This is a genomic window from uncultured Arthrobacter sp., assembly GCF_902805515.1.
Taxonomy (GTDB): Bacteria; Actinomycetota; Actinomycetes; order Actinomycetales; family Micrococcaceae; genus Arthrobacter_D.
Genome location: NZ_CADCTE010000132.1, coordinates 22,864 through 35,453, shown reverse-complemented (window position 1 = coordinate 35,453; position 12,590 = coordinate 22,864). Strand labels below are relative to the sequence as shown.

At 69.4% G+C, this 12,590-nt stretch carries 11 protein-coding genes; 7 read left to right on the top strand and 4 right to left on the bottom strand.

Annotated elements, in window-relative coordinates:
* Positions 1–1,068, bottom strand: a 1,068-nt coding sequence (locus QZX79_RS11850) for a stealth family protein (protein WP_294568479.1), incomplete at its 3' end; no start/stop codon positions are given.
* A gap of 251 nt (positions 1,069–1,319) precedes the next feature.
* Positions 1,320–1,955 (bottom strand): DUF1684 domain-containing protein, encoded by a 636-nt coding sequence (locus QZX79_RS11845; RefSeq protein WP_294568478.1) that lies wholly within the window; start codon positions 1,953–1,955, stop codon positions 1,320–1,322.
* Here QZX79_RS11845 and QZX79_RS11840 point away from each other — a divergent pair.
* Together QZX79_RS11840 and QZX79_RS11835 are read left to right on the top strand one after the other, a co-directional pair.
* Positions 1,949–2,776 carry a sulfite exporter TauE/SafE family protein gene (locus QZX79_RS11840; RefSeq protein ID WP_294568477.1) on the top strand — a complete coding sequence of 276 codons (828 nt, stop codon included), beginning with the start codon at positions 1,949–1,951 and terminating at the stop codon, positions 2,774–2,776. The genes QZX79_RS11845 and QZX79_RS11840 overlap by 7 nt on opposite strands.
* Positions 2,777–2,875: 99 nt before the next feature.
* The gene (locus QZX79_RS11835; RefSeq protein ID WP_294568476.1) at positions 2,876–4,129 is read left to right on the top strand and encodes a DUF6350 family protein; all 1,254 of its coding nucleotides are present in this window, start codon (positions 2,876–2,878) and stop codon (positions 4,127–4,129) included.
* Positions 4,130–4,174: 45 nt separating this feature from the next.
* Here the strand turns inward: QZX79_RS11835 and QZX79_RS11830 are convergent, their stop codons facing one another.
* On the bottom strand, positions 4,175–4,630 hold the full coding sequence (locus tag QZX79_RS11830; protein WP_294568475.1) for a hypothetical protein: 456 nt from the start codon (positions 4,628–4,630) through the stop codon (positions 4,175–4,177).
* Between the two features lie 59 nt (positions 4,631–4,689).
* Between QZX79_RS11830 and purN the strand changes: the two genes are divergently transcribed.
* From purN to QZX79_RS11815, 3 genes are all read left to right on the top strand, one after another.
* Positions 4,690–5,256 carry a phosphoribosylglycinamide formyltransferase gene (purN, locus tag QZX79_RS11825; RefSeq protein ID WP_120167085.1) on the top strand — a complete coding sequence of 189 codons (567 nt, stop codon included), beginning with the start codon at positions 4,690–4,692 and terminating at the stop codon, positions 5,254–5,256.
* Positions 5,253–6,272 (top strand): magnesium/cobalt transporter CorA, encoded by a 1,020-nt coding sequence (gene corA, locus QZX79_RS11820; protein ID WP_294568474.1) that lies wholly within the window; start codon positions 5,253–5,255, stop codon positions 6,270–6,272. Before purN ends, corA begins: the two co-directional genes overlap by 4 nt.
* A gap of 145 nt (positions 6,273–6,417) precedes the next feature.
* Positions 6,418–7,011, top strand: a complete 594-nt coding sequence (locus QZX79_RS11815; protein WP_294568473.1) for a DUF6318 family protein — start codon at positions 6,418–6,420, stop codon at positions 7,009–7,011.
* A 30-nt stretch (positions 7,012–7,041) separates the two neighbouring features.
* Here QZX79_RS11815 and QZX79_RS11810 read toward each other — a convergent pair whose 3' ends face one another.
* Positions 7,042–8,394, bottom strand: a complete 1,353-nt coding sequence (locus QZX79_RS11810) for an MFS transporter (RefSeq protein ID WP_294568472.1) — start codon at positions 8,392–8,394, stop codon at positions 7,042–7,044.
* 233 nt (positions 8,395–8,627) lie between these two features.
* Between QZX79_RS11810 and purH the strand changes: the two genes are divergently transcribed.
* Positions 8,628–10,253 (top strand): bifunctional phosphoribosylaminoimidazolecarboxamide formyltransferase/IMP cyclohydrolase, encoded by a 1,626-nt coding sequence (purH, locus tag QZX79_RS11805; RefSeq protein ID WP_294568471.1) that lies wholly within the window; start codon positions 8,628–8,630, stop codon positions 10,251–10,253.
* 95 nt (positions 10,254–10,348) lie between these two features.
* Positions 10,349–12,571: an NADP-dependent isocitrate dehydrogenase gene (locus QZX79_RS11800; RefSeq protein WP_294568470.1), complete on the top strand. Its 2,223-nt coding sequence runs from the start codon at positions 10,349–10,351 to the stop codon at positions 12,569–12,571.
* The last annotated feature ends 19 nt before the right edge of the window (positions 12,572–12,590 follow it).

The following is a 12,590-nucleotide window of genomic DNA, read 5'->3' as shown; positions in this document are numbered from 1 at the left end:
GAGAAGCCGGCGGTTCACGCGGGCGGCGTTCTCGAAGCCGCTGCGCTCGGCGTCGTTCTCGCCGAGGCCGATGCGGGTGTCGGCTTCGATGAACTTGGTGATCCCGCCGGGGGAGAAGAACATGTCGGGTGCGACGGGGCGGCCGAAGAACATGTCGTCGTTGGAGTACAGGAAGTACTCGGAGAGGCCCGGGATGTGCTGCAGCTGGGCCTCGACGGCCTGGGAGTTGTGGGTCGGCAGCACCGACGGATCCGAGAAGTGCTCCTCGGACCGCACGAAGGTCACCGACGGGTGGTCGGCGAGCCATTCGGGCCGTGCCGAATCGGTGGCGATGAAGATCCGCCGGACCCAGGGGGCGAACATGTACACCGAGCGCAGGGCGTACTTCAGCTCGTCGATCTGGCGGAAGCGTGCCTCGTGGTCATCGCCCTCGCCCACGACGGCGCCTTTCATCCGTGCGGCCCGGGCGGCCTGGTACTCGGGGCTGCTGCCGTCGACCCAGGAGAAGACGAGGTCGATGTCGAAGTCGATGTCCGAGGCGTGGTCGGCGAACATGTTGTCGATCGTCGGCCAGGTCAGACCGTGGCGCACCACGGATCCGCGGACGGCCTCCGAGGCCGGCACCGTGCGCCGGGTCAGGGAGTTCTCCACGGGAAGTTCGATGCTGTCGGCGCCGAGGGTCCACAGTTCGATCTGGACACCGGCCGACGGCCCGTACGCAAGGCCGCCCAATGGTTCGATGCGCGGGCGGAACAGTCGGTAGATGCGTGCCTTGCGGCTGTGCGAGAGCTCTCCGTCGGTGACCAGCAGCGTGGTGCGGCGCTTGGTGTCGACGGTGCGCGAATAGAACGGCTCGTTGCGGCAGGCCTCTACCAGGGCGGCGCGCAGCCGTTCGCGGTCCTTGACGTCGATGGCGATGACAGGGCGCTGGTCGTTGCCGCGCACCAGCAGGTAGGAGATCCCGGCGTCGTCGAGGGCGGCCCGAATGAACAGCAGGTCCTCGACCATCGCCTGGTGCGGGGTGCGGTCGGAGTTGACGAGGGTGAAGCGCCGCTTGACCGTCGTGATGTCGGAGCGGTCGGTGAAGCGGGCGACTGCCGCACGGGAGGCGGATTCAAGAATTTCGGCTTCGTTCTCCGGTTCAGGGGCGCCGAAATAGATGTCGTGTTGTGCAGCCGTGTCGGTAATCTTTGCCTCCGCGCAGGATAGGGTGTGGTCGCTCCAATGATAAAGCCTGCGCAGGCGGTCACTTTTCAGGGCCGGTTCCGTCCAGGGCGCCGGCCCGTGGAACGCCTGGCCCGGTTCCGGTTCGGCGGGTGTCAGTAGCCGCCGTACAGTTCGCCCACAGGAACCTCCGCTTCAAGCCGGTTGTCCGGGCCCGGCAGCGGGCACGCCCAGGCCTCGTCGTAGGCGCAGGAGGGGTTGTAGGCAAAGTTGAGATCGATGACAAGGCTGCCCGGCTGGCGCCCTTCGCCGAGGTGGGCGCCTTTGACCGTATCCAGGAGATACCGCCCTGCACCGTAGGTGCCGCCGTCGCGCCCCGCTGTTCCGTCGCGCAGCGGCAGGAAGATACCCCCGCCATAGGATTTCAGCCGCCACAGCGCGAGTTTGCCCAGCCCCGGCAGCACCATGCTGCCGAGCCGCTCGAACGGCACCGTCCCGTCGGTGCCCGTCTCGACGTTCCGGATTTCGCCCGCTCCGTCGTCGTTGACGGTGGCCTCGAAACGGTAGGCCGGGTCGTAGGGGGCGAGGGGCACACCGGTGAAGGATGCCTTCGCACCGGCATCGAGGGGCGATGCGGGATGCCCGCCCAGCAGCCGGTCCCGGCCGTCCCGCCAGAGCGCATGCGCCGCTTCCGGGGAATCCTCGGCGGCACGTCGGCGGACCGCCGAGTAAAGGTCGAAAACCGACTTCCGCCAGTCCGCAGTGTCGAGGGCTGTGGTGAGCAATGTCATGGATTCAGGGTACTCCCGGGGGCCGGTGGGGGCGTCCCGACGGCCCGCCCCTGCGTACTGTGGTGATGGTGACCCTCGGACTGTTCTGCGTCGTGCTCGGTGCGATCTTCGCCGGAGCGATCGCCCAGCGTATTGCCGGACTCGGGTTCGCGCTGCTGATCGCGCCGTTCCTCGTGCTGATCCTTGGCCCCCACGAGGGGGTCCTTCTCGTCAATATCTGCGGTGTCGTCTCCTCGGCCATCATCGTGGGGCGGGTGTGGCGCGACATCGACTGGAGCATGTTCCGCTGGCTCGTCGTCCCGTCCCTCCTCGGATCCATCCCCGGTTCCTTTTTCGCCGTCGCTGTGCCTCCGGCGCCCCTCGCGGTGACGGTCGGCGGCGTCGTGCTTCTTGCGCTCACCATCTCCCTGGTGCTGCAGCGCTCGGAGGTCGTCGTCACCGGAAATCTGCCGAAGGTCCTTGCGGGCTTCGGCGCGGGACTCACCAACTCGATGGCGGGGGTCGGCGGCCCGGCGGTGAGCGCCTACGCGGTCCTTTCGCGGTGGCCCCAACGGCCCTTCGCGGCGACCCTGCAGCCGTTCTTCGTGGTGATCGGACTCGTGACGCTCGCGACGAAACTCCTCCTCGACCCCACCCAGGCGCCGGCCCTCGAGGGCTGGATGTGGGCCGCGATCGGGCTCGTCATCCTCTGCGGCATCTTCACGGGGGAGAAGCTGGGGCGTTTCGTCAAGGACGACCACGCGCGTTTCGCCGTCGTCGTCATCGCCTTCATCGGTGCCGGGCTGGCCACCGTCAAGGGCATCGTGGACCTTCTCGGCTGAGACCCGGGGCCGGCACCGAGTCGCTGAACCCCGGCGGGCGGCACCGGTGGCACCATTGAAGGGATGAAACTTCCAGGCCGGAGACCGACGTCCCTTCCCATGCCTCTCTGGCTGCAGGGGGTGTTTGAGCTCGGTCAGGCCGCCCTGATCTCCGCGGCGCTCGTGCTGATCCCCCTCGCCGCCGTGTGGTTGACCGGCGGATTCGCCGACCGGGAGGCCGCCTCCGCGGCGCAGACGGCAGGCCAGGCCTGGCTGGTGATGCACGGGGTGCCGCTGGTGCTCACCTTCCCGCCCGGCACCGTCATCGCCGGAACGACGACGGGGCTGCTCCACGCCGTTCCGCTCGGGCTGGTGCTCGTGCCGTTCCTTCTCGCCTGGCGTGCCGGACGGCGCCTTGCCCGCGCCTCCTACACCGACCAGCTGTGGCAGGCGGTCGTCGGAGCCCTCTCGGTGTATGCGCTTGTCGGACTCGCCGTCGCGTACTTCTCGACCAACGCCGAGGTGACCGTATCGCTCACGGCGGGGGCGCTGATCCCGCCGGTCTCGGCCGGGCTGGGCATCGTCACCGGCGCCTACCGGGAAGCGGGGGCGTGGAGCCGGCTCATCGGCGTCGACTCCGCCGCCTGGATCGCCAGGGCCAGCCAGCACTCGCGCTGGGCCGGATCCTATGTCTGGTCGGTGGTGCGCTCGGCGTTCCTCGGCGTCGTCGCGGCGGCGGGCCTGTCGGCAGTGCTCTTCGCCGTCACCGTGGCGCTTCACTGGGCCGAGGTGATCACCGTGTACGAGCGGCTTGAGGCGGGAATCGCCGGGTCGGCGGTGCTGACCGTCGGGCAGCTCGGCCTCCTGCCGAACCTCGTGATCTGGACGCTCGCCTGGGCCTCCGGGGCCGGCTTCGCGCTGGGAACCGGCAGCTCCCTCGGCCCGCTGACAAGCACTGTCGGGCCGCTGCCTGCCATTCCGGTGCTCGGCGCGCTCCCCGCAGGGCCGCTCGACTACGGCTTTGCGGCCCTCGCCCTCCCGGTCGTGGCGGGCCTGCTGGCCGGCTGGTGGTTCTTCCGTGAGGGCGAAAACCACTTCGACGAGTGGCTGAGCCTCAAGACCCCGGCCCGCTGGCTCACCTCGATCGTCTCCACGGTGTGCCTCGGACTGTTCGTGGGCCTCCTCGCGGGCCTCGGCGGCGCGGCACTCGCCCTGCTGTCACGGGCGTCGCTGGGCATCGGCCGCCTGACCGACCTCGGCCCGGACCCGCTCGCGGTCGCCCTGTGGCTGGGCGCCGAGGTCGGGATCGGTGCGGTGCTCGGCTATGCCATGGCGCCCCTGCTGGAGCGCGAACCGCAGCGCCGGGACGCCTGACTTTCCGAACGCAGGACGCGCCCGGCTCAGTCCTAAAGGAACCCGTCAGTCCGGAAGGAACCCGTCGAGGGTCAGCAGCCGGTCCTGGCATGCCCGCTCGGCCTCGAGCGTCAGGGCGGTGTCGATGCAGTCCTCGTAGTTCGCGGTGACCGGCCACAGGGCGATCAGGACCGCGGTGGAGAGGGCGAGGAAACCGGCAAGGCCCACCCCCACGGCGGCGGTGACGCGCACCAGCCCGCCCAGCCGGCGCCGCACCGCCCGCACCAGGGTCGCGATACCCAGCACGAGGGCCAGGACACTGAAGCCCAGGCCCAGGACCTTGAACGGCAGGTCGAGCGAACTGGTGGCCACCGCCGCCACGAGGCTGACCAGGAACCACATCGGGAGCGCCCGGGCACCCTCCTCCGGCGCGGGCTCCGCCCCGGTGACGGGCCGTCCGGGACCGGCGCCGTGCGGGCGGCCGGATGTGTCGTTGGACGGTGGTGAGGGCCGCTGTTTCATCCTCCAACCCTAGCCGCTGTGGTTTACGCCGGGCCCACCGTGCCGCCTACAGTGGAGCAATGCGCATCGTTCTCCTGGTCTCCGGCACGGGGTCCAATCTCCAGGCCGTCATCGACGCGGTCGCCTCCGGCGGCCTCGACGCCGAAATCGCCGCCGTCGGCGCCGACCGCCCCGGGACCCTCGGCGTCGAGCGGGCGGCGCGCGCCGGAATCCCCACCTTCGTCGTGGACTTCGCGGACTACCCGGAGCGCTCCGACTGGAACGACGCGCTGGGGGAGGCGGTCGCCTCCTACGCCCCCGACTACGTCGTCTCCTCCGGGTTCATGAGGATCGTCGACCAGGGCTTCCTAGACCGGTTCCCCAACCGCTACCTCAACACCCACCCCGCGCTGCTGCCGAGCTTCCCCGGCGCCCACGGGGTCCGCGACGCGCTCGCCTACGGCGTTAAGGTCACCGGGTGCACCGTGATGATCGCCGACGCCGGAGTGGACACCGGCCCCATCCTCGCCCAGGCGCCCGTCGCCGTCCTCCCGGACGACACCGAGGAGACGCTCCATGAACGGATCAAGGTCGAGGAGCGCAGGCTCCTGATCGAAACCCTGCGGATGCTGGGCAGCGCACAGTGAACGCGCTGGTCGCGAACGCCGTCTACGTCAACGGCCGGCGGAGGATCGAGCCGGACAACCTCGACTCGACCTTCGAGGCGATGCGTGAGACCGCAGGCATGGGCTGGATCGGCCTGTACCGACCGGACCGCGCCGAGATCCAGGCGGTGGCCGGGGAGTTCGGGCTGCATGAGCTGGCCGTCGAGGACGCCGCCAACGGCCACCAGCGTGCGAAGCTCGAACGCTACGGCGAGACGCTGTTCGTCGTGCTGCGCCCGGCCCGGTACCTGGACCGCGAGGAGAAGGTCGAGTTCGGTGAGCTGCACGTCTTCGTGGGCGCCGACTTCGTCGTCACCATCCGGCACGCTGAGTCCCCGGACCTGGGTACGGTGCGCGAGCGCATGGAGGCGAGCCCCGACCTGCTGTCGATGGGCCCCCAGGCGGTGCTGTACGCGATCCTCGACGAGGTGGTCGACGAATACCTGCCGGTGGTGAACGGGCTTGAAAACGACATCGACGAGATCGAAAACGAGCTCTTCGGCGGCGACCCCGATGTGTCCCGGCGGATCTATCAACTCCACCGGGAGGTGATCGAGTTCCAGCGGGCCACCCAGCCGCTCCAGGCCATCATCGAGTCGCTGCAGCGCGGTTCCACCGCGTTCCGGGGCGAGGGGGAGCTCGCCCGGCGCCTGCGCGATGTGCTCGACCACGTGCTGCGCATCGTGGAGCGGGTCAACACCTTCCGCACCCTGCTGCAGAGCCTGCTGACGGTCCACTCAACGCTCGTGGCCCAGCGGCAGAATGAAGAGATGACCCGGCTGACGGAGACGTCGCTGGCCCAGAACGAGGAGGTCAAGCGGATCTCCTCCTGGGCGGCGATCCTCTTCGCCCCGACCCTCGTCGCCTCGATCTACGGGATGAACTTCGATGTCATGCCCGAGCTGCACTGGGTCCTGGGCTACCCCTTCGCGCTGCTGCTCATGATCGCCATGGGGGTCGGCCTCTACTGGGCCTTCCGCCGCCGGAAGTGGCTCTAGCTGCGGGAGCCTCCGACCGGGATGCGATGTCCGTCACAGCGGACCGGTTTTCCTGACTTGTTGCCCTGAGCCACCGATAGTGTGGACCGGGCGGAACCGACGCCCCGGGCGCCCGGCGCCCCGCACTTCCACCCTGGGACACTCAATGAGCCTTCTTCGCACCGCGGTCCTCACCGCCGCCCTCGCCACCTCCGTCGTCCTCAGCGCCTGCGGCGCCCCCTCGCAGCCGGCCGCAGCACCGGAATCCGCAGCCCCGTCGCCGGCCAGCTCGAGTGCGCCGGCATCGAACATCCGCCAGCCGGAGTCCAACGACCTCGTCACCGAGAACTCGCACGAAGGGGCGCGGGCGTTCCTGTTCCACTACTTCGATCTCACCGCCTACGCCCTGCAGACCGGGGATACGGAGGTGCTCCTCGCCCACCTCGACGGCGCGGCCGCTGAGGCCGAACGGGTTGGCCGCATCGCGGAGGTGTACGGGGACGGCGGGTGGATCCTTGGCGGGCAGCCCAAGGTCAAGAACGTCCTCATCACCTCGCCCGAAGGCGCCGGCGGCGCGGTGAGCGCGCTGCTCCCCGTCAACCCCGGGGAGTACACGGCCTTCGGTGCGGAAGGCGAGGTCCTCGAGCACCGGCCGTTCAGCCCGGACGGGACGATCTACACCGCGTCGGTGAAGTACGCCGACGGGGCATGGAAGCTCACCTCGCTGGAGGAGACCCCCGGGGCCGAGCTGCCGGAGTAAGCCGGGTGCCCGACGGCGCCGCGCCGCACCCTAGGGCAGCTCGGCGCCGCGCGTCTCGGGGGCGTTGCGCGCCATCCACAGCACGGCGGCGAGCACCAGGGCGCCGGTGAGTGCGAAGGTCAGCGGCAGTCCGAGGTAGGGCCAGAGCAGGGACCCGAAGATGAGCGGCACCAGTCCGGCGCCGACGCGGGAGACCGTCGAGGCCCAGCCGAACCCCGAGCCGCGCAGGTGCGTGGGGTAGAGCTCCGAGACGTAGGTGTAGAGCACCGGGATGGCGACCTGGATGAGGAAGCCGAAGGCCAGGAGCCACAGGGTCGCCACCAGGGGCAGTTCGACGGTGAGGGCGAACACGACCAGGACGGCGGCCGAAAGCGGCCCGGTGACCCCGAGGATCCACTTGCGGCCCACCCGCTCCACGAGCAGCGCCGCCGCAATCACGCCGAACAGCCCGATGCCGGTCATGCCGGCCGTCGTAATGAATGCGACCGACTGCTTGTACCCGGCCTCGATGAGGATCTTCGGCATCCAGGTGAGCGCCCCGTAGTACACCAGCAGGATGGTCAGGAAGAGCGACCAGGCCGTGAGGGTCAGCCGCCAGTTGTAGCGCCAGATGCCGGAGAACTGGCCGGTGAGTCCGCCCAGGGTCAATTTCTCCGCTGTGCCGGGCTCGGGCAGCCGCCATGCCACCTTGTCGCCGCCGGTGCGCTCGACGAGGGAGTCGATGACCTTCCGGGCCTCCTCCTGACGGCCCTTCTGCACCAGGTACAGCGGGGATTCGGGGACCGAGCGGCGCACCCAGAACACCAGCAGCGCCGGCAGGACCATCACCAGCATGGCGTACCGCCAGTCCCCGAAGGTCGCCACGAGCAGCGTGGTGACCACGCCGCAGAGGAAGGCTCCGATTGGCCACCAGGCGTCCATGGCGGTGAGCACCCGGCCCCGGTGCCTGCGCGGGGTGAACTCACCGACCAGGGCGTAGTCCACCGGGATACAGCCGCCCAGGCCGAACCCCGCCGCGAAGCGGAAGATGGAGAACCACACGATGTCGGGGGAGAAGGCGCCGAGGACGGTGAAGACGGAGAAAATCAGCAGGGTCGCGGTGAACGCCGTCCGGCGGCCGATGAGGTCGGCGATGGAGCCCCAGGCGAACGCCCCAAGGGCCATGCCGATCAGGTTCGAGGTGCCAACCCAGGCCGCCTGACCGGGCGTCAGGCCCCAGTCGGCGGAGAGCAGGGGGATGAGGTAGCCGTTGAGGGTGACGTCCCAGGCATCGAACATGAAGCCGAGGCCGCCGATCAGGAAGATCCTTCCCTGCACGCGCCACCGCCAGGGAAGGTCCTGGACCACCTGGTCGCCGGTGGGTAATGAAATTGAGGTGCTCACGGTGCCTTCCTGGACGGGCGGGGTGATCGCGAAACTCTACAGCCGCGCGAAGGGGCACTGAAAAATATGTCCCTGGTGATCTGCAACGCAGAAATGTCGAGTTAAAGTCCTGATGACCATAATCTGTGCCCTCCGATTCTACGCCGTCATCGCGGGGGCCCTGTCCTCGGCCCTCCCCGGTGCGCCTATAGGATTGGAGTGACCCCCCGCACAGCCACAGTACGGAGATCTGCGTGAGCCCCACCCATCTTGACCGTGTTCCCATCCGCCGGGCCCTGATCTCGGTGTACGACAAGACCGGTCTGGAGGATCTGGCCCGCGGCCTCTCCGCGGCGGGGGTGGCCCTCGTCTCCACCGGCTCCACGGCGTCCCGCATCGCCGCGGCCGGGGTGCCCGTAACCGAGGTGTCCGAGGTCACCGGCTTCCCCGAGTGCCTCGACGGCCGGGTCAAGACCCTCCACCCCAAGATCCACGCCGGCATCCTTGCCGACCGCCGCCGCGAGGAGCACGTCGCCCAGCTCGCCGAGCTCGACGTCGAGGCCTTCGACCTCGTCGTCGTGAACCTCTACCCCTTCGTCGAGACGGTCCGCTCCGGCGCCGCCCCCGACGACGTCGTCGAGCAGATCGACATCGGCGGCCCCGCCATGGTGCGCTCCGCCGCGAAGAACCACCCCTCGGTCGCCGTCGTCGTCGACCCGGCCCGGTACGCCGACGTCGTCGCCGCCGCGGAACAGGGCGGATTCGACCTCCGCGCCCGCCGCCGCCTCGCGGCGCTGGCCTTCGCGCACACCGCCGCCTATGACACCGCGGTGGCGACCTGGACCGCAGCCCAGTTCGGCGACGACACCGAGGGGGATCCGTCCGGGGACACCGTGTGGCCCGCCTACGCAGGGCAGGCCCTTGAGCGCTCCGAGGTGCTGCGCTACGGCGAGAACCCGCACCAGCCGGCGGCCCTGTACGCCGACAAGGCAGCGGCCCCGGGCATTGCCCAGGCCACCCAGCTGCACGGCAAGGCCATGAGCTACAACAACTTCGTCGACGCCGACGCCGCCCTGCGCGCCGCCTTCGATTTCGATGAGCCCGCAGTGGCGATCATCAAGCACGCCAACCCATGCGGCGTCGCCGTCGGTGCCGCCGGCGCCGAGGACCCGATCGCCGACGCCCACGCCAAGGCGCACTCCTGCGACCCGGTGTCGGCCTTCGGCGGCGTGATCGCCGCCAACCGCGAGGTGAGCGCCCGCATGGCCGAGGCCGTGAAGGACATCTTCACCGAGGTCGTGATCGCCCCGGCCTTCGCCCCCGAGGCCGTGGAGATCCTCTCCCAGAAGAAGAACATCCGCCTCCTCGTCCTGCCCGAGGGCTACCGCCGCGAGCCGGTGGAGCTGCGCCAGGTCTCCGGCGGCGTACTCGTCCAGCAGGCCGACGCGCTGCAGGCCGACGGCGACGACCCCGCGAACTGGACCCTCGCCGCCGGTGAGGCGGTCGACGAGGCAACCCTCGCCGACCTCGCCTTCGCCTGGCGCGCCTGCCGGGCCGCGAAGTCGAACGCCATCCTGCTTGCCGCCGACGGCGCCTCGGTCGGCGTCGGCATGGGCCAGGTCAACCGCCTCGACTCCTGCCGGCTGGCCGTGGAGCGGGCCAACACGCTCGCCGGCGACGGCGTCGAGCGCGCCCGCGGGTCGGTCGCCGCCTCCGACGCCTTCTTCCCCTTCGCCGACGGCCTGCAGGTCCTGCTCGACGCCGGAGTGCGCGCCGTCGTCCAGCCCGGGGGATCGGTGCGTGACTCCGAAGTCATCGACGCCGCGAACGCAGCGGGGGTTCCCCTCTACTTCACCGGCGCACGGCACTTCTTCCACTAGCCCCGGCGGGCCCCTCGGGTAGGTTGGAACCGAGGAATACCCACAATCCACAGCATCCGAAGACTCCGCATCCGAAGACTCCCAGGGAGACGCCAATGGCCAAGATCATTTACACCCACACCGATGAAGCGCCCATGCTGGCAACGTACTCATTCCTGCCGATCATCGAGGCGTTCGCCTCGACGGCCGGAGTGGACATCGAAACCCGCGACATCTCGCTCTCGGGCCGCATCCTCTCGCTCTTCGGCGACCGCCTCACCGAGGACCAGCAGGTGCCCGACGCGCTGGCCGAACTCGGTGCCCTCGCAAAGACCCCCGAGGCGAACATCATCAAGCTGCCCAACATCAGCGCCTCGATCCCACAGCTGAAGGCCGCGATCGCCGAGCTGCAGGGCCAGGGCTACGCGCTGCCCGACTATCCGGACTCCCCCTCCACCGACGAGGAGAAGGAAGCCCGCGCCCGCTACGACAAGGTCAAGGGCAGCGCCGTCAACCCCGTCCTGCGCGAAGGCAACTCGGACCGGCGGGCCCCCGCCTCGGTGAAGAACTTCGCCCGCCAGAACCCCCACAGCATGGGCGCCTGGACGCCGGAGTCGAAGACCCGCGTGGCCTCCATGGGTGCCGACGACTTCCGGTCGAACGAGAAGTCGGTCGTGCTCGACGCCGAGGACACCCTCCGGATCCAGTTCGTCGACGCCGACGGCGCCACCACCGTCCTGAAGGAGTCCGTCCCCGTCCTCGCCGGTGAGGTGGTGGACGGCACCGTGATGCGCGCGGCCGCCCTCGACGCGTTCCTGAAGGCACAGGTCGCCCTCGCGAAGCAGGAGGACCTGCTGTTCTCGGTGCACCTGAAGGCCACGATGATGAAGGTCTCGGACCCCATCATCTTCGGGCACGTGGTGAAGGCCTTCCTGCCCGAGCTGTTCGCCACCTACGGCGACCAGCTGGCCGCCGCCGGCCTCAGCCCGAGCAACGGGCTCGCCTCGATCCTCAACGGCCTCGACAAGCTGCCCGCCGACGTGCGCGACGGAGTGAAGGCCGCCATCGAGAAGGGCATGGCCGAGGGCCCGAAGCTGGCCATGGTCGACTCGGACAAGGGCATCACCAACCTCCACGTCCCCAGCGACGTGATCGTTGACGCCTCCATGCCGGCGATGATCCGCAGCTCCGGACACATGTGGGGACCGGACGGGTCGGAAGCCGACACGCTCGCAGTCATCCCCGACAGCAGCTACGCCGGCATCTACACCGCCGTCCTCGATGACTGCCGGGCCAACGGCGCCTTCGACCCCACCACCATGGGCACCGTCCCGAACGTCGGACTGATGGCGCAGGCCGCCGAGGAATACGGCAGCCACGACAAGACCTTCGAGATTCAGGACGCCGGCACCGTGCAGGTCCTCGACAGCGAGGGAACCGTCCTTCTCGAGCACGAGGTCCAGCCGGGTGACATCTGGCGGGCCTGCCAGACCAAGGATGCGCCCATCCGCGACTGGGTCAAGCTCGCCGTGACGCGCGCGCGTGCGTCGGGAACGCCCGCCGTGTTCTGGCTCGACGAGTCCCGCGCCCACGACGCCACCCTCATCGCCAAGGTCCGGGAGTACCTCGGGGAGCACGACACCGAGGGCCTGCAGCTCGAGATTATGACCCCGGAGAAGGCCACGGCCTTCACGCTGGAGCGGATCCGCAGGGGAGAGGACACCATCTCGGTGTCAGGCAACGTCCTGCGCGATTACCTCACGGACCTGTTCCCCATCCTCGAACTGGGGACCAGCGCCAAGATGCTTTCGGTGGTTCCCCTCATGAACGGCGGCGGACTCTTCGAGACCGGCGCCGGCGGGTCGGCGCCGAAGCACGTCCAGCAGTTCCTGAAGGAAAACCACCTCCGCTGGGACAGCCTCGGCGAGTTCCTCGCCCTCGCCGTGAGTTTCGAGCACCTCGCGGTGTCGACCGGAAATGCGCGCGCGCAGATCCTCGCCGACACCCTTGACCGGGCCACCGGCACGTTCCTGCTCGAGAACAAGTCGCCGAGCCGCCGGGTCGGCGAGATCGACAACCGCGGCAGCCACTTCTACCTGGCGCGGTACTGGGCGCAGGAACTCGCCCAGCAGACCGAGGACACCGAACTGGCGCAGGCCTTCTCCGTGGTGGCCGAGGCGCTGGCATCCAATGAGGACACGATCGTCGACGAACTCCTCGCCGTGCAGGGTTCGCCCGTTGACATCGCCGGTTACTACCACCCCGACGTCACCAAGGTGGCCTCCGCGATGCGTCCGTCGCAGAAGCTCCAGGAGGTCCTGGCGATCCTCGCCGCCTGACGGGCTGCCCGGCTGCAAC

Coding starts and splice junctions, on each gene's coding strand:
- QZX79_RS11845 (WP_294568478.1), bottom strand. CDS start 1,955: ATGACATTGCTCACCACAGCCCTCGACACTGCGGACTGGCGGAAGTCG.
- QZX79_RS11815 (WP_294568473.1), top strand. CDS start 6,418: ATGAGCCTTCTTCGCACCGCGGTCCTCACCGCCGCCCTCGCCACCTCC.
- purN (WP_120167085.1), top strand. CDS start 4,690: ATGCGCATCGTTCTCCTGGTCTCCGGCACGGGGTCCAATCTCCAGGCC.
- QZX79_RS11830 (WP_294568475.1), bottom strand. CDS start 4,630: ATGAAACAGCGGCCCTCACCACCGTCCAACGACACATCCGGCCGCCCG.
- QZX79_RS11835 (WP_294568476.1), top strand. CDS start 2,876: ATGCCTCTCTGGCTGCAGGGGGTGTTTGAGCTCGGTCAGGCCGCCCTG.
- QZX79_RS11800 (WP_294568470.1), top strand. CDS start 10,349: ATGGCCAAGATCATTTACACCCACACCGATGAAGCGCCCATGCTGGCA.
- QZX79_RS11840 (WP_294568477.1), top strand. CDS start 1,949: ATGTCATGGATTCAGGGTACTCCCGGGGGCCGGTGGGGGCGTCCCGAC.